Raw genomic sequence first — 16213 nt, 5'->3', positions numbered from 1 at the left:
CGGGAGCAGTCCGGCGGGAATTTGGTTGAAACCAAGCCAAGCTATGTGTGAAGCCGTTCGATAACTGCAAGGAGAGGTGCGCCCGATGGGTAAATACCGGATATGTTTTGTAGCAGGATCTGCATTGGTTTTGGTCCTGGCGGCGATTCTCTTCAAGCCGCAGATTTCAACTGCGATTGAGAACCAGTATGTCCTCTGGCACCTGGATCGCTTGGATGCAGAGCGCTATCACGTGACGACTTTGCCAACCGTATTCCATGTGATACTGAATAAAGGCAGGCACAGGTTTGTCTTCTATTACCGGGGCGTGTCAGATATATCCCGGCAGGTTTCTGCGGCAAACGAATTTCTGTCGGGTTGGCCCGGCAATCGATCCCGGTGTGAAAACCGGGACTTGCCGGGGCAGGAGGCCTGCCTTATTGCGGGCAGTACGGCAGTGTTGGAGCACTGACCATAATTTATAGGGCCAATATCCGGGGTTTATTATCACAAACGGCGCAAACTTGTACCCGGGGATCAAGATGTAAGTTTGCCATTGTCCATATGGCTGTCGAATGATGGGCTACCTGCCGAGCAGCAAAGCTAGAAAAGAAACTGGTAAACGGCGCGCGTTGAGCAGTAAGGGGTGAGCGGGCAGGAGTTTGGGGCCGGTCCGCTGGCCGGACAAGGGAAAGCGGGGTCAGAATTGATAAAACCGGTAGCGCCCAAGCTCTGTGCGGATGTGGCTCACTACTTCGTTACTGAGCTGGCGGTAATCCGGGTAGGGCGTCAGTAACAATCGCTTCTCCGCATCAATGCGCACAGATGGACACCCGGGCAGCGGCTCCGCCGATTGCCCCAGGCTGCCAAAGCGCTGCAGGTTGTCCTTGCCGCCGATCCAGTGCCAGCAGGCGCTGTCAGATAATATGGACGTAAAGCAGAGTGCTGTATGGCGAAACAGCGCTTCATCCCTGAACTGGCGCCAGCCCTCGGCGTCCGGGCTCGCGACCTTGGCCAGCAGGTTGACAATCTTGCGCCAGTGGTTGGAGTTGGCGTCGATTAACCGCTGGCTGTCGGGGGCTGCAGCGAGTTGCGACAGGCCATTCGGGCGATGGGGCAGGTAAAGGGCGAGTCGCGGCTCGGGGCAACCCAGCGTATCTATTGATGTCATTTTTTTATCCCAGCAGCGATAGGTACCCAGGGGAGTCGACAGGTCTGTTTCACGGCCGGTATAGGCTTGCAGCTGGCTCGACAGTGCTGCAGTCATTCCCGGCGCGCGGCAAAGTAAGCCCGAATTGGATCGCGTACCACTCCCTCAGCAGGTCCCTCCGGCAGCTTGATGGTGTCCGGGTGGAATGGGTGCCAGGCCTCCGCGCGGGAAACCCATAGTTCATGGGTGGGGGCAAAGATACCCTGGTCATCGAGGCTGGCCACGGTCAGCATTTCCACCACCGGCGATGCGGGCCAGTGCGCCGATATCGGCGAACCGCACGCACTGCAGAACTGCCGGCGCAATTCGCGACCACTCTCCGCCTTTACATCGTAGTGATGCATCTTCCCGGAAAGGTAGGTGAGCCTGTCCCGCGGCACGAACACAAAGGCCGAAAAGGCACCGCCGCTGGCGTGCTGGCAATCGCGGCAGTGGCAGATAAACTGCACCAGGGGCCCTGCCGTGGATTCGTACCGCACCTGGCCGCAGGCGCAGCCACCTCGCAGTGGGGTCATTACCAACCTCCTCCAGGGAAAGTTTTATGGTTCAGTGCCCGGTTAACGGGGCGGCATCGCCAGTTCGGCGATTGACTCGGCCTGCGGTAACCGGCATTTTGTGCCGACTCATTGATCCCCACCGGGCGACTAAAGTCAATACCGCCACCGCCCGCCCCGATGGCAAGCCCTTCGTCCCGGCCGTGTGATTTGCCTTGTGGACTTGTCCGTGATCCAGCCAGCAGGAGCCTATGCCGAACACAGCAGAACCCAGCACCAGTGCACCAGTCGAGAAACCGGTAGTCCGGGGCTCATCCACGATGAGCTTCCGCGAGATGATGGCCGAGCTCTGGCAGTTTATGCGCCCGTATAAAAAGGTCCTGGTGGCTGCGGGGGTAGCGCTGGTGTTTACTGCGGGCATTACCCTCTCCATTGGCCAGGGAATCCGACTGCTGGTGGATGAGGGACTGGTGGAAAGCTCCGGTACCGCGTTGCGAACCGCGGTGCTGGTACTGATGAGCCTGGCCCTGCTGATGGCTGTGGGTACCTACGCGCGCCATTACCTGGTGTCCTGGCTGGGCGAGCGCGTGGTGGCGGACCTGCGCAAGGCGGTGTTCGACCATATCGTGACGCTGCATCCCAGTTATTTCGAGATGAACCGCAGTGGCGAGATCATGTCCCGGCTCACTACCGATACCACCCTGCTGCAACATATCATCGGTACCTCCTTCTCCATGGCACTGCGCAGCTCGCTGATGTTTGTCGGCGCGCTGGTACTGCTGTTGTTCACCAACCTCAAGCTGAGCCTGATGGTGCTGGTGGGCGTGCCGCTGGTGCTGCTGCCGATCGTGCTCTACGGCCGGCGGGTGCGGAAGCTGTCCAAGGCCAGCCAGGACTCGATTGCCGATGTGGGCAGCTACGCCGGTGAGATTATCCAGCATATAAAAACAGTGCAGAGCTACACCCGCGAGGAACACGAGAAACAGGCGTTCGGCCGCGAAGTGGAAACCGCATTCCGGGTGGCCAGGCGGCGCATACGCCAGCGGGCCCTGCTGATCGCGGTGGTGATACTGTTGATGTTCGGCGCGGTGAGCGCGCTGCTGTGGGTGGGGGGCAACGACATGATTGCCGGGCGCATCACCGCCGGGGACCTGGCCGCCTTTGTGTTCTACGCCATGCTGATGGGCTCGGCGCTGGCGACTATCTCCGAAGTCTACAGCGAGCTGCAGCGCGCCACCGGCGCCACCGAAAGGCTGGTGGACCTGTTGCAGGTGGAAGCGGAAATCCCGGTCAGTACGGGCGGTGACAGGCCAGTGCCAACTGTGGATGCCCGGGAAGGCCGGGTTGCCTTCGAAGGGGTCGACTTCAGCTACCCCTCCCGGCTCGAACAGCCCGCGATCCGGGCACTGGACCTGGTGGTGGAAGAGGGCAAGAGCCTGGCCCTGGTGGGCCCGTCCGGTGCCGGCAAATCCACCCTGCTGGAACTGCTGCAGCGCTTCTACGACCCGCAGGCGGGGCGCATCACTTTAGATGGCGTGGATATCCGGGAAATAGACACGAGCGTACTGCGTGGTGAAATGGCCGTGGTGCCGCAGCAGCCGGCCCTGTTCACCGCGGATGTCTGGTACAACATCCGCTATGGCAGGCCCGATGCCAGCGACGAGGAAGTGATTGCAGCGGCGAAGGCCGCCCATGCCCACGAGTTTATCCGGCAGCTACCGGCAGGCTATGACAGTCACCTGGGCGAGCAGGGCGCCCGGTTGTCCGGCGGGCAGAAGCAGCGCCTGGCAATTGCCCGCGCGATACTGAAAGACCCGAAAATCCTGCTGTTGGACGAGGCCACCAGTGCGCTGGATGCCGAGAGCGAGTACCACGTGCAGCAGGCGCTGCAGGAGCTGATGCAGGGCCGCACCACCATCATCATTGCCCATCGGCTGGCGACGATTCTGCATGCGGACAGGATTGCGGTATTAGACCAGGGCCAGGTGGTGGCACAGGGTAAGCACCTGGAGCTTATCGACACATCGCCGCTGTACAGGCGCCTGGCGGAACTGCAGTTCCAGGATTCCAGGGCCTAGGCTCCGGACGCCAAAAGACATTGTTATGGCTTGAGGTATTGCCAGTAACTCTCCGGTGCCGGTTTGACCAGGATACCTTTGGAGACAAAATCGGCTTCTGCTTTCTGTATATGTGGTGTGTTGACATGGGCCTGGAAGGCAGCCTCCGAGTCCCAGGTCATGAAAAGCAGAAAAGTTCTGGGGTCCTGGCGTGAGCGATACCAGCGATATTCCCGCATGCCGGATTCGCGGATGCTGGGCAAGTAGACATCTTTCACTACTTGTTCCATTTCTTCGACTTTGTCGCTACTTGCCTCAAAAACCACCGAAACCGTATAGCCGTCCATCCCGCTATCCTCTTCCGAAGTATACGTAACAAGGTCGTCCGGGCACTGCTCGTCGCACCATTTGGCGATTTTCCTTCGGCTGCCGGCGGGCACCCAGGCCATTCTAGACCAATATTCTGATCCGGGTTGTCCCGCAATACAGGCCTTGAGCTGCTCTCCGGGACGAAATCCGGGCCCCGCTGTATAAACAAGCGGAGGAGGTGCAGTTCTGACTATTTGGGAGGTCAGAAGCCCGTTGTGGGGTAGAGGGATAATGGGGAGGCGGCGGTGTTTCGAGGCGGGCTTCTACACGAAGCACAAACAAAAACGGGCCCCGCAGGGCCCGTTTTCACATCGATAGTGAGTTAGATCACTACGATGTTTTCAGCCTGGGGGCCTTTCTGGCCTTGAGTCACGGTGAACTCAACTTTCTGGCCTTCGATCAGGGTGCGGAAGCCGGAGCTGGAGATCGCGCTGAAGTGGGCGAAAACGTCCGGGCCGGACTGCTGCTCGATAAAGCCAAAGCCCTTGGATTCGTTGAACCACTTGACGGTGCCGGTAACTGTATTAGACATAACTAATTCCTGAAATTTAAACAGAGTATTGCCTACGGGAGGCGGGTGTTGCTTGGAGGTAAAGACTCTTGAAAACTGCAGGACGAGGTATTACGAGTAAAACAGCGAAGTAGCGGTATCAATAGAGGACTTTCTTTCTAGCAGCCGTCACATTACCCGCAAATGGCGGCGCTGTCTATAAATTGTTCAGCTTTTTTCCTGGCGCAGCTCACCGCCTGTGCCGGGGAGCCGCGCCAGTACTGTTAAGTCAGTCGAGCCGTCAGGCCGCGCGGGCTTCCGCTCGCGCCCGGTCCGCCAGGTACTCGTCGTAGGTGCCCTGGAAGTCATACAGCCGCTGGTCCTTGATCTCCAGCACCCGGGTCGCCAGCGAAGAGACAAACTGGCGGTCGTGACTGACGAAGATCAGGGTGCCCTCGTACTGGGACAGCGCTTTGTTCAGTGCCTCGATGGACTCCATATCCAGGTGGTTGGTGGGCTCGTCCATGACCAGCACATTGGTGTCCATCATCATCAGCTTGCCGAACAGCAGGCGGTTCTTTTCGCCACCGGAACAGACCCGGACCCTCTTGTTGGCGTCGTCTGCGGTAAACAGCAGGCGGCCGAGTATGCCGCGGACTATCAGGTCATCGTGCTTGGGTGTGCGCCACTGGGACATCCACTCGAAGATGGTGAGGTCGTTGTCAAAGTCCGCGCTGCTGTCCTGTGGGCAGTAACCAATGGCGGCATTCTCGGACCACTTCACCACGCCGTTGTTCGCCTGCAGTTCGTCCACCAGGCAGCGCAGCAGGGTGGTCTTGCCCACGCCGTTCTCGCCGATCACCGCCAGGCGAGCACCGGCTTCCAGCAGCATCTCACCGCCGGCAAACAGCTGTTCGCCGTCAAAGCCATGGCCGATGCCCTCCAGGGTCAATGCCTGCCGGTGCAGTTTCCTGCACTGCTGGAAGGTGATGTAGGGTTTCACCCGGCTGGAGGGTTTCACCTCGTCCAGCTTGATCTTTTCCATCTTCTTGGCCCGCGAGCTGGCCTGCTTGGCCTTGGACGCGTTGGCGGAGAAGCGGTTTACAAAACTCTGCAGCTCTTCCAGTTCCGCGGTCTTTTTTGCGTTCTCCGCGTGCAGCTGTTCCTGGATCAAGGTGGAAGCCGCGACAAAGTCCTCGTAGTTGCCCGGGAAGATGCGCAGCTCGCCGTAATCGATATCCGCCATATGGGTGCAGACGGAATTGAGGAAATGGCGGTCGTGGGAAATGATGATCATGGTGGAGCGGCGCTGGTTCAGCACTTCCGCCAGCCAATGGATCGTATGGATATCCAGGTTGTTGGTGGGCTCATCCAGCAGCAGGATATCCGGGTCTGCGAACAGTGCCTGGGCCAGCAGCACGCGCACCTTCCAGCCGGGTGCCACCTGCTTCATCAGGCCGAAATGCAGCGACTCCTCGATGCCCGCTTCCAGCAGGATCTCGCCGGCGCGGCTCTCGGCGCTGTAGCCGTCCAGTTCCGCGAACTGCACCTCCAGCTCCGCCACGCGCATGCCCTCTTCCTCGCTCATTTCCGGCAGCGAGTAGATGCGGTCGCGCTCCTGCTTGATCGCCCACAGGCGGGCATCGCCCATGATGACCGCGTCGACCACCGAGTACTCCTCGAACGCAAACTGGTCCTGGCTCAGGATGCCCAGGGTGCAGCCGGGTTCCATGGACACATTGCCAGAGGTCGGCGCCAGCGCGCCGCTCAGGATCTTCATAAAGGTGGACTTGCCACAACCATTGGCCCCGATCAGGCCATAGCGGTTGCCGTTGCCGAACTTGGCGGAGATGTTTTCAAACAGCGGCTGGGCACCAAACTGCATGGTGATGTTGGCGGTGGTGATCAAGAGCGTATTCCCGGGGGCTTGGAGGTGGGCGGTATCAGTGCGAGTCGCCATCGCGGATGCGTACGGCGGGCCGCGCACTATAGGGGGCCGGGGGCTGTCTGTCGAGGGATTTGGCTAAAAGGTATACAGTTGTTGTCAGGGCCCGGGCGACACCGTGCAGTCACTAATGCCCATGTCCCGCGTTAGGCCGCACCTTTCATGCAGACATAGACCGAATTGGTCGACTCGCCACTCAGGAACGGATTGTAGAAAGAGACCACATGAGAATTCACAGTCTCGAACACCGTCCGCAGCAACGCCTCAAATTTCTCCTCCGGCAGGTTCTGCGACCACATGGCGAAGACGCCCCCGGGCCTGAGCTGCTCTGCCATCAGCGCCAGGTTCCCGGTGGTGTAAAAGCCGGCATTGGCTTCATTCAGGTATTCGGTGGGGGAGTGGTCGATATCCAGCAGGATGGCGTCAAACTTCTTGCCCGGGGTGGCTGGGTCAAAGCCGGTCTGCGGGGCTGTGGCCAGGTCGAAGAAGCTGCCATGCACATAGCGATTGCGTGGGTCGGCGTTGAGGATCTTCCCCAGGGGCACCAGTTCATCCCTATGCCAGCCGATGACCGTCTCCAGGGCCTCCACCACCAGCAGCTCGGATATGCGCTCGTCCTTTAATGCCGCCACGGCTGTATAGCCGAGGCCCAGCCCACCCACTACCACATCGAGCCTGTCACCCCCCACCGCGGCCAGGCCAAGTGTAGACAGGGCCTCTTCGGCCTCAACAAACATGCTGGACATCAGGAATTCTTCGCCCAGCTTCACCTCATAGATGTCGCGGTCGCCCAGGGCGGGGATGCGGCGCCGGCGCAGGGATATTTCCCCGAGGGGGGAGGGCTGGCTGTCGATTTCTTCAAATAAGCGGGACATGGAAGCTGCGTCCTGAAGTTGCGAGTGGATTAGGGCCGTTACCCGATGCTTCGATTATATCGTGCCTAGAGTGCGTAGCGGCCTATATAGTGCGCGATATCCTTGATACGGGCCTTGCCGCTGAACTCAAACCTCACCCTGCCAACCTCGGAGAAATAGAGTTCCAGTTCGCTGTCGATATCGAGCGTACCCGAGGTCTCGATAGAGAAGGCGACGATATTCTTGTAAGGCAGGGACGTGAAGGCCTTCTTGCTGCCGGTAATGCCCTGGATATTGACCGCGATAATGCGTTTGCTGGTGAATACCACCCCGTCACGCATGGACTTGAACGCATCCAGCACTTCCTCGCCATCCATCAAAAGCTCGGATACTTTTTCAGCGTAGGAATGCTTCTGCTTGAGCTTGAAGATGGTCTTGTTTTCGAAATCGATCACGATGCCTTTCCCCCTTCTACATATGCTGACTGGCCAGGGGCCAGAATCTGGATGATTACATGGAATTGCGCCAATAGAAATGACCTGGGTCGCGGATATAACAGCCTGAAAATGAGGCTGCGCCAGACAGCGACTGCGCTTCCCCTTGGCGCACTCACCGACTACCGCCTGCCGCGCGCAAAGTCTGCCAGTTTCTACCGCCACTTGGAGTCGGAAAGATGAAATGCACGCCCCTGCCGGTGCATGCTGGAACCGGCACAGCAGGGCCCGGAACAGCGCTTCCGCGCACGGTGCCTGGCCGAACTGAAGGCCGGCTGAACCAGTCCGGAAAAAGCCAAAAAAAATTTCAGCCCATTGTCGAATACCAGCACTTCCGTTCGACTAACTATCAAGACGCATGAATTCAGCAGGGCAACCCGCAGTGCATCACAGTGGTCTGCTGCCCATTTGGGCACTATGGAGTTATTAATGAAAAGGCAAATAGATTGTTGACCCGCCTGCGCAAGCATGCACGCGACTGAGACAACCAACGGAACAAAGAACAGGGGAAACACCATGACTGGCACCGTAAATTTACATCGTATCCTGCGCGCCCCGACAGAGCGCGTGTATCGCGCCTTCCTGAATCCCCAGGCAATGGCCAAATGGCTGCCGCCGGATGGCTTTTACGCCAATTTCGACTACCTGGAGCCGGAGGTGGGCGGCACCTTCAGGGCCTCGTTTATCAACTTCAGCAATGGCCAGAGCCACTCTTTCGGCGGCGAATACCTGGAGTTGGTGGAGAACGAACGGATCCGCTACACCGACACCTTCGACAACCCGCATCTCCCCGGCACCATGCAGGTGACGGTGACCCTGAAGCCCGTGTCCTGTGGTACCGAGCTTAAGATCGTCGCGGAGGGCCTTCCCGCAATGATCCCGGTGGAAATGTGCTACCTGGGCTGGCAGGAGTCACTGCTGGCACTGGCCCGCCTGGTCGAACCGGAAATCAGTGAGTGATTTTTACCCGCTAAACATGCAATCGATACCACCAATGTAAGGAACGACAATGAAAAACTACCTCGCCATGTACCTCGGCACTCCCGGCTCAATGAAAGGATGGGAGCACCTGTCCGAAGAAGAGCGCCAGCAGCGCATCCAGGAAGGCATGGCCGCCTGGGGCGACTGGATGGAAACCCATAAGGACATCCTGGTGGAGTCCGGTGGACCGCTGGGCAAAACCAAGCGTATTGACTCCGCCGGCATCACCGACACCAGTAATAACATGACCGGCTATGTCATTATCAAGGCGGACAGCCACGACGCCGCGGCAAAGCTATTTGAGCACCACCCGCATTTCAGTATCTTTCCCGGTGACTGCGTGGAAGTGATGGAGTGTATGCCGATTCCGACCCCATAGAGCCTCCCGCTTTGGGGTCATGAGTTTAAAAGGGGCCACTGTTATTGCAGGAGTTCGAATGCGGTGGCCAGCCTGAAACCAGGCAAGGGGGTTATTCGCCCCGATACTGGCAAAGGGAAAAAACCTTCAATCCCTGTTGCCCGAGCTTTTCACTGCCCCCCAGGTCCGGCAAGTCAATAATCGCACAGGCCTCGACGACTTCCGCCCCCAGTCTGCTGATCAGGCTGCTGGCTGCCAGCAGGGTGCCGCCGGTGGCAATCAGGTCATCCACCAGGATAACCCGGTCCCCGGCCTGCAGGGCATCGGCATGCAGTTCAACTTCGGCAGTGCCGTATTCCAGCTGGTAGCTTTCGGTAATGGTGTCAAAGGGCAGCTTGCCCTTCTTGCGCACAGGAACAAAGCCGGTTTTCAGTTCATAGGCGAGTGGGGCACCCAGGATAAAGCCCCTGGCATCCACACCGACCACCGCGCTGATATCGGCGTCAAAATAACGCTGCACGAGGGTATCTATCACACAGCGGAAGGCCCGGGCATTTTCCAGCAGGGTAGTAATATCCCGGAACTGCACACCGGGTTCGGGCCAGTCGGGGATGGTGCGGATATACGATTTTGGGTCAAAGCCCTGGCTCATAAGTAACCTTCGATATGCAGAGAATGATCAGGGAAGGACTAACTGTACTGGCTTGGCGGGTAGGGTCAATATGGACGGGAATGTCCTGGCCCATTGCCTCGCCTGGCTTGCTATTATTGAGCCGGTTCTTGCGGGGGGAGTATTCAGGCCGGGATTGTGCCTATTTCGCCAGGGAGGCAGGCCGTTGATTTGGCCAGGTTAATTCTTTCCCCGGTGTTGTTGTCAGCTTTTTCCCCAGGGATTGTCGCGGCTGAAGGTGGCCAGGTAGAGCTGCTCCACTTTAGTCCGTGCCCAGGGGGTCCTGCGCAGGAACTTGAGGCTGGACTTCACCGACGGGTTACTCTTGAAGCAATTGATATCGATGCGTTCGGCCAGCCCCTCCCAGCCATAGTGCTCTTCCAGCTCCTCGACGATAGTGGCGAGCTTGATGCCGTGGAGGGGGTTGTTGGGCTGGGATTGCTGCATAGGGATTTGGTGACGATCCTAGCTTATCGGGTGGTTTGCCGTCTTTCGGGTAGAGTGCTCAGTATAGACAGCCGGGCCCTTAACGCGAAATACAAGGTCAGTAATCGTGCGGGCTGCGAATCACCTGACGGGCCCGGGAGCGCAGGCCTTCCAGGTCGTCCGGGTCCATTCTGTCCAGGGTACTCAACATCATCGCCATCCGCTGGTTCCCCGCAAAGTGTTCCCGCTTCTCAGCCAGGAAATTCCAGTACAGGCTGTTAAATGGGCAGGCGTCCTCGCCGGTCTTTTCCTTCACGTTATAGCGGCAGCCCTTGCAGTAGTTGCTCATCTTGTCGATATAGCTGCCGCTGCTGACGTAGGGCTTGGTGGCTACCAGGCCGCCATCAGCGAACTGGCTCATGCCGCGGGTATTGGTGATCTCCACCCACTCGATGGCATCGATATAGATGCCCAGGTACCAGGCGTCCACCTGGTCAGGGTGCACACCCAGCAGCAGGGCGAAGTTGCCGGTGATCATCAGGCGCTGGATATGGTGGGCGTAGGCGTGGTCCAGGCTGTTTTTGATGGCGTTGTGCAGGCAGTTCATGTCGGTCTCTGCTGTCCAATAGAACTCGGGCAGGTTCCGTTGGTTATCCAGCCGGTTGCAGCGGGCGTAACCGGGCATCTCTTTCCAGTAAATACCTCGCATATACTCGCGCCAGCCCAGGATCTGCCGCACGAAGCCCTCCACCTCGTTCAGCGAGACAGTGGACTTGTGGTTCTGCCAATGGTCGATCACCGCCTGGATCACTTCCATCGGATGCAGCAGCTTGCTGTTCATGGCGAAGCTGAGACGGCTGTGAAACAGATAGGTCTCGTGAGGGTCCATGGCATCCTGGTAGTCACCGAAGTGGACTAAAAGATGCTCGCAGAAGTAGCGCAGTACCTTGAGGCAGTCTGCGCGGGTTGTGGGCCAGTTGAAGTTCTGCGGGTCGATATTGCCGAAGGTTGTTACCCCGGCGGTCTCGATGCGCTTCAGGGTCTTGCGTACGTCCTTGCGAAAGCCCTTCTCGTGGGGGATCTGCGGCTGGCCCTTCCACTTCCTGCGGTTGCTCTGGTCGAAGTTCCACTTGCCACCTTCAGGCTTGCCGTTGTCCGTCATCAGCACATCGTGCTTCTTGCGCATATGCCGGTAGAAGCTCTCCATCAGCAGCGACTTTTTATCCTCGAAGAACTCCGCCAGCTCATTGCGGCCGGTGATGAAGTGCTCGGTATCGAAGGCTTCACACTCGATGCTCAGGTCGTCCGCCAGCTGTTTCAGTTGCTGGTCCAGGCGGTATTCGTCCGGCAGCTGGTATTCGAACTTTTCGATAGCGCGCTCCTCCACCAGCGCGGCGATATTGGTGCCCAGCTTCTGGGTATTGTTCTTGCCGTCCAGCTTGTAGTGCACCACCTTCTTGCCCTGGTCCCGCAACCGGTTGGCGAAGGCCTCCATGGCCTCGAAGAAGGCCACCACTTTCTGGATATGGTGCTTGGTGTAGTCGGTCTCCTGGCGCATCTCGGCGATGAAATACAGGGTGTCGTCATCGTCGTTCCTGTACCAGCTGTGTTTGTGATTGAGCTGGTCACCCAGGATCAGTCGCAGTCTTTTCATGCTTGCCCTGTGTGGGGTTAGTCGTTGCCGGGTAGCCACAGCCGGCGATAGTCCCCGTCCGGGTCGTAGCGGTCTGCCTGGCTGTCGATATTGAAGTGGCGGTCGCGCGGGTCGTTGCCAACGCCGCTGTTGTACATCCAGTTGCCGTAATTGCTGTGCACGTCGTAGTCCAGCAGCAGGCTCTCGAAGTAGGCGGCGCCGATGCGCCAGTCCTGCTGGCGCTCGCGGGCAAAGTAGCTGGCCACATTCTGCCGGCCGCGGTTACTCATCCAGCCGGTGGTGGCGATTTCGCGCATATTGGCATTGACGAAGTCGTACCCGGTCTCGCCGTTGATCCAACGCTGTACCTCTTCCGGGTCGCGGTGCCAGTCGTACTGTTCCTGCAGGATGCCGCCCTGCTGGAAGATGCGGTCGCCGTGCTTCAGGCTCACGTAGCGGAAGAAGTCCCGCCACAGCAGTTCGAATACCAGCCAGTAGGTATCCTCGTTGGCAGTTACGTCCCGTTCGAACTGTTGGACCTGTTGGTATACCTGCCGCGCCGACAAACTGCCGTTGGCGAGCCAGGGGGACAGCTTGGAGCTGTACTCGGTGCCGATCATGCCGTTGCGGGTGTGCTTGTAGCGGGCCAGGTTCTCGGTGTCCCAGAAGTATTCCTGGATGCGCTGGCGGGCGGCCAGCTCGCCGCCATCGAAGGGAAATGCGCTGCGCGGGTCGGGGGTAAAGTCCTCGAGGCCCAGGTCAGCCAGGGTGGGCAGCGGGGCCCCGGCGGCTGCCTGGTTTTCCCGGGGCATCGGCGTCGGGCGGGGCAGGCAGTCGCGCACCTGCCAGTCCGCTTCGCAGGCCTTGCGGAACCCGGTAAACACGCGAGGAAGTTCTTCCGTAGCGAAGGGCACGTCGTCCGGGTGCAGCAAGAACTGGTCGAAGTATCGGTGTGGCGTGACCAGGGCCATACCCTCGGCTCGCATCACTGCGGTTTCCACCCGCCGGTCGTCCCGGGTCCACTCATGCTGCAGGTACAGGTCGGAGACACCGGCCTTGCGTACCAGTGCCGGGATCACGGCTTCCGGGTAATCGTCGCGCACCAGCAGGGTGATATTCAGGCTGGCCAGCTGTGCGCGCAGTTCGGCCAGGGTCTGCAGGAGGAAGCGCGCGCGGAATTTTTCCGTGCGCCGGAAGCCATACCGGTCGCGCTGGAACTGGCGCGGGTCCAGGCAGTAGACGGCCCGCACCTGCCGGCCCCGCCGCCGGGCGTCGTTACAGGCGGCGGTCAGTGCGGCGTTATCCGCGGTACGCAGGTCGTTGCGGAACCAGACCAGGTTCACTCGGGGTCGGCCTCCCTGCCGTCGCTGTCTTGCCTCGTTCGCTGTCCCCGCTGGCGTTGGCGGCGACAGCGCTCACTGCAGTATTTCACCTGTTCCCAACAGTTGGCCCATTTCCTTCTCCAGCAGAACCGCAGCCCGCACACCGGGCAGGTCTTCTCCGGCAGGTGGGGTTTGCGGTGGGCCATGGCGATGTGCCCAGGCTCAGGCGATCACGCCCTGGCTGCGCAGCGCCTCGATCTCCTCACCATCGTAGCCCAGGTCACGCAGCAGCTCGCGGGTATGGCTGCCGAGCGGGGCGCCGGCTACATGCCGGCGGGGTTTGGCGCTGCCGAATGACAGTGGTGTATTGACCTGGTGCAGGGTCTCGCCGTTGGGGAGTTCCGCGTCGCACAGCATCTCGCGTTCCTGCATCAGGACGCTCTGGGATGCCTCGAGGAAACCCAGCACCGGCTCCACGCAGGCGTCACAGCCCTCAAACACCCGCATCCAGTGGTCCAGCGGGCGGCTGGCGATAACCTCGCTGATATCGCGTTTCAGGGCGTGCTGCTGGTCCGGCTGTAACACCCGCTCTATCCACTCCCCGTAGCCGATGCCGTGGAAGAACTGCTCGGCGAACTGGGGCTCGAGGCTGCCCACCGACAGGTAGCGGTCGTCGGCAGTGCGGTAGTAATCGTAGTAGCTGCCGCCATTGAGCAGCTCGCCACCCAGTTGTGGTTCACCGGCACCGGCAAGGGCATTGGCGGCGCTGATGGCATTCAGGGCGAAGGCGCAGTCGGTCATGCTGATATCCACATGGCTCCCCTTGCCGGTTTTCTCGCGCTGGTACACGGCGGCAAGGATGCCCATCACCGCGTGGTGCGAGCCGCCAGCGATATCCGCCAGCTGGGTACCGCTGAGCGTGGGGCCGCTGTCGGCGCGGCCCGAGTAGCTCGCCAGTCCCGACAGGGCCAGGTAGTTGATGTCGTGCCCGGCACGGCCCTTCATCGGGCCGGTCTGGCCGTAGCCGGTGACGGAGCAGTAAACCAGGTCCTTGCGCATCTTGCGCAGGGTACTGTAACCCAGGCCCAGTCGGTCCATCACGCCGGGGCGGAACTGTTCCAGCACCACGTCAAATTCGGTCAGCAGGCGCCGGATGATTTCACCGGCGCGCTCACTCTTCAGGTCCAGCGCCAGGGATTTCTTGTTGCGATTGATACTGGCATGGGCGGCAGAAACCTTTTCCGCTCCCGGGCCATTGCCCCCCACCATCGGAGGCAGTCCGCGCAGCATGTCGGGGCGGCTGGGTGACTCGATTCGCAGCACCTCGGCGCCCATGTCCGCCAGCAGCATGCTGGCGTAGGGGCCCGGCAGCAGGGTGGAGAAATCCAGGACTTTCAGGCCGTTCAGGGGGCCGTCAATTTTATGCATGGTTTTTCCCTTCGGGGGTTGCCCGGGCCGGTGTGTATTGATTCTCTGCGGAGAATTGGCTGTCGCTATTTCCAGCCTGGTCATTCGTGCGTCCGGTTCCGGTTTTCTTTCCGGGCAGGGCGAACACAAGGTTCGCCCCTACGGTGAATGGAAACCACCGGGATTTTCGGGTGGTATGTACGCCGTAGGGGCGGATCTTGTATCCGCCCGGTTCCGTCGTTCCTACCGGGCAGGGTGAACACAGGGTTGCCCCTACGGTGAGTGGAAACCACCGGGATTGCCCGGTGGTATGTGCGCCGCAGGGGCGGATCTTGTATCCGCCCGTTTTGCGATTCCCGTCAGTTTTTCACCAGGTCGCGGCCGATAATCAGTTTCATGATTTCGTTGGTGCCGGCGTAGATGCGCTGTACGCGGGCGTCGGCCCAGGCGCGCGCGATGGGATATTCCCACATATAGCCGTAGCCGCCGTGCAGCTGTACGCATTCGTCCAGCAGCTTGCACTGGAAATCCGTGGCCAGCAGCTTGGCCTTGGCAGCGGTGGGCACGTCGAGTTTTTTCTCGTAGTGCAGCTCCAGGCAGCGGTCCACGAATACCCGCAATGCAGTGAGTTCGCTGGACAGCTCCGCCAGCTTGAACTGGGTGTTCTGGAAGCTGGCAATGGGCCGGCCAAAGGCCTTGCGCTCACGTACATAGTCAATGGTCCACTGCAGCCCCGCCTCGGCATTGGCGATGGCGCCGATGGCCACGCCCAGGCGCTCCTGCGGCAGCTCCTGCATCAGGTAGATGAAGCCCTGGCCCTCGCCGCCCAGCAGGTCCTCTGCCGGCACACGCACATCGTCGAAGAACAGCTCCGAGGTGTCCTGGGCTTTCATGCCGATTTTTTCCAGGTTGGTGCCTTTCTTGAAGCCGGGCAGGCTGGTGTCCACCAGCAGCAGGCTGACGCCACTGGCACCCTCGTCGGGATTGGTCTTGGCCACCACGATCACCAGGTCGGCATGCTGGCCGTTGGTGATAAAGGTCTTGGAGCCGTTCAGCACATAGTGGTCGCCGTCGCGGATGGCGGTGGTGCGCACATTCTGCAGGTCGGAGCCGGTGCCGGGTTCGGTCATGGCAATGGCGGTAACAATTTCACCGCTGATGCACTTGGGCAGGTATTTCTGTTTCTGTTCCTCGGAACCGTAATTGGCGATGTAGGGCACGGCGATATCCGAGTGCAGGCCCCAGCCGATGCCGGTGAGGCCCAGGCGCGAGATCTCTTCGTCGATAATGGCGTTGTAGCCGAAGTCCAGTTCCAGGCCGCCGTAGGCCTCGGGCACCTGCGGGCACAGGAAGCCCATTTCGCCGGCCTTGTTCCACAGGACGCGGTCCACCTGACCTTCTTTTTCCCATTGGGCATGGTGGGGCACGGCCTCGTTTTCGAGGAATTTGCGCACGGTATCGCGGAACTGTTCGTGCTCGGTGTTGAAGACTGTTCTCGGGATCATTTTGTTTCTCCGCCTTTGT

Annotated in this window: 18 protein-coding genes; 4 read left to right on the top strand and 14 right to left on the bottom strand. The window is 59.9% G+C overall.

Going from position 1 to position 16213, the window contains the following annotated elements:
* The first annotated feature begins 85 nt into the window (after positions 1 to 85).
* Positions 86 to 451 (top strand): hypothetical protein, encoded by a 366-nt coding sequence (locus LVD10_RS08520; protein ID WP_233006610.1) that lies wholly within the window; start codon positions 86 to 88, stop codon positions 449 to 451.
* Positions 452 to 679: 228 nt separating this feature from the next.
* Here LVD10_RS08520 and LVD10_RS08515 read toward each other — a convergent pair whose 3' ends face one another.
* Together LVD10_RS08515 and LVD10_RS08510 are read right to left on the bottom strand one after the other, a co-directional pair.
* Complete coding sequence (locus LVD10_RS08515; protein WP_237063064.1) at positions 680 to 1150, bottom strand: DUF6942 family protein; 471 nt, start codon at positions 1148 to 1150, stop codon at positions 680 to 682.
* A gap of 92 nt (positions 1151 to 1242) precedes the next feature.
* Positions 1243 to 1704 carry a GFA family protein gene (locus tag LVD10_RS08510; protein WP_237063062.1) on the bottom strand — a complete coding sequence of 154 codons (462 nt, stop codon included), beginning with the start codon at positions 1702 to 1704 and terminating at the stop codon, positions 1243 to 1245.
* 299 nt (positions 1705 to 2003) lie between these two features.
* Here LVD10_RS08510 and LVD10_RS08505 point away from each other — a divergent pair, with 299 nt between their 5' ends.
* A complete protein-coding gene (locus tag LVD10_RS08505) occupies positions 2004 to 3761 on the top strand; it encodes an ABC transporter transmembrane domain-containing protein (protein ID WP_439651228.1) in 1758 nt (585 codons plus the stop codon).
* 23 nt (positions 3762 to 3784) lie between these two features.
* On the opposite strand, the gene LVD10_RS08500 is transcribed toward LVD10_RS08505, so the two are convergent.
* The 5 genes from LVD10_RS08500 to LVD10_RS08480 all read right to left on the bottom strand — a co-directional run bounded on the left by LVD10_RS08500 (position 3785) and on the right by LVD10_RS08480 (position 7853).
* Positions 3785 to 4087: a putative quinol monooxygenase gene (locus LVD10_RS08500; RefSeq protein ID WP_237063051.1), complete on the bottom strand. Its 303-nt coding sequence runs from the start codon at positions 4085 to 4087 to the stop codon at positions 3785 to 3787.
* Positions 4088 to 4431: 344 nt separating this feature from the next.
* Complete coding sequence (locus tag LVD10_RS08495) at positions 4432 to 4641, bottom strand: cold-shock protein (RefSeq protein WP_233006605.1); 210 nt, start codon at positions 4639 to 4641, stop codon at positions 4432 to 4434.
* 259 nt (positions 4642 to 4900) lie between these two features.
* Positions 4901 to 6508 carry an ABC-F family ATPase gene (locus tag LVD10_RS08490; protein ID WP_237063049.1) on the bottom strand — a complete coding sequence of 536 codons (1608 nt, stop codon included), beginning with the start codon at positions 6506 to 6508 and terminating at the stop codon, positions 4901 to 4903.
* Positions 6509 to 6690: 182 nt separating this feature from the next.
* Positions 6691 to 7419, bottom strand: coding sequence for a polyamine aminopropyltransferase (locus tag LVD10_RS08485; RefSeq protein WP_237063041.1), 729 nt, complete (start codon positions 7417 to 7419; stop codon positions 6691 to 6693).
* Positions 7420 to 7484: 65 nt separating this feature from the next.
* Complete coding sequence (locus tag LVD10_RS08480) at positions 7485 to 7853, bottom strand: PH domain-containing protein (RefSeq protein ID WP_237063039.1); 369 nt, start codon at positions 7851 to 7853, stop codon at positions 7485 to 7487.
* 555 nt (positions 7854 to 8408) lie between these two features.
* Between LVD10_RS08480 and LVD10_RS08475 the strand changes: the two genes are divergently transcribed.
* Both LVD10_RS08475 and LVD10_RS08470 read left to right on the top strand, forming a co-directional pair.
* The gene (locus LVD10_RS08475) at positions 8409 to 8852 is read left to right on the top strand and encodes an SRPBCC family protein (RefSeq protein ID WP_233006597.1); all 444 of its coding nucleotides are present in this window, start codon (positions 8409 to 8411) and stop codon (positions 8850 to 8852) included.
* Positions 8853 to 8901: 49 nt separating this feature from the next.
* A complete protein-coding gene (locus LVD10_RS08470) occupies positions 8902 to 9252 on the top strand; it encodes a YciI family protein (protein ID WP_233006596.1) in 351 nt (116 codons plus the stop codon).
* Positions 9253 to 9343: 91 nt separating this feature from the next.
* On the opposite strand, the gene LVD10_RS08465 is transcribed toward LVD10_RS08470, so the two are convergent.
* From LVD10_RS08465 to LVD10_RS08435, 7 genes are all read right to left on the bottom strand, one after another.
* On the bottom strand, positions 9344 to 9883 hold the full coding sequence (locus LVD10_RS08465) for an adenine phosphoribosyltransferase (RefSeq protein WP_237063037.1): 540 nt from the start codon (positions 9881 to 9883) through the stop codon (positions 9344 to 9346).
* Between the two features lie 222 nt (positions 9884 to 10105).
* The gene (locus LVD10_RS08460; RefSeq protein ID WP_237063035.1) at positions 10106 to 10348 is read right to left on the bottom strand and encodes a VF530 family protein; all 243 of its coding nucleotides are present in this window, start codon (positions 10346 to 10348) and stop codon (positions 10106 to 10108) included.
* Positions 10349 to 10445: 97 nt separating this feature from the next.
* The gene (locus tag LVD10_RS08455; RefSeq protein WP_237063033.1) at positions 10446 to 11981 is read right to left on the bottom strand and encodes a cryptochrome/photolyase family protein; all 1536 of its coding nucleotides are present in this window, start codon (positions 11979 to 11981) and stop codon (positions 10446 to 10448) included.
* Between the two features lie 17 nt (positions 11982 to 11998).
* Positions 11999 to 13303 carry a DASH family cryptochrome gene (locus tag LVD10_RS08450; protein WP_233006592.1) on the bottom strand — a complete coding sequence of 435 codons (1305 nt, stop codon included), beginning with the start codon at positions 13301 to 13303 and terminating at the stop codon, positions 11999 to 12001.
* Positions 13300 to 13488 carry a DUF2256 domain-containing protein gene (locus tag LVD10_RS08445; protein ID WP_237063031.1) on the bottom strand — a complete coding sequence of 63 codons (189 nt, stop codon included), beginning with the start codon at positions 13486 to 13488 and terminating at the stop codon, positions 13300 to 13302. The genes LVD10_RS08450 and LVD10_RS08445 overlap by 4 nt, the downstream gene beginning before the upstream one ends.
* Before the next feature lie 16 nt (positions 13489 to 13504).
* Positions 13505 to 14710 (bottom strand): CaiB/BaiF CoA transferase family protein, encoded by a 1206-nt coding sequence (locus LVD10_RS08440; protein WP_237063029.1) that lies wholly within the window; start codon positions 14708 to 14710, stop codon positions 13505 to 13507.
* A 338-nt stretch (positions 14711 to 15048) separates the two neighbouring features.
* Positions 15049 to 16194 (bottom strand): acyl-CoA dehydrogenase family protein, encoded by a 1146-nt coding sequence (locus tag LVD10_RS08435; protein WP_237063027.1) that lies wholly within the window; start codon positions 16192 to 16194, stop codon positions 15049 to 15051.
* Between the last annotated feature and the right edge of the window lie 19 nt (positions 16195 to 16213).

This window comes from Microbulbifer zhoushanensis (assembly GCF_021729055.1).
In the GTDB taxonomy this organism is placed as follows: Bacteria; Pseudomonadota; Gammaproteobacteria; order Pseudomonadales; family Cellvibrionaceae; genus Microbulbifer; species Microbulbifer zhoushanensis.
Note: the sequence above shows the minus strand (reverse complement) of the source record. Positions and strands in the feature narration are given on the sequence as shown.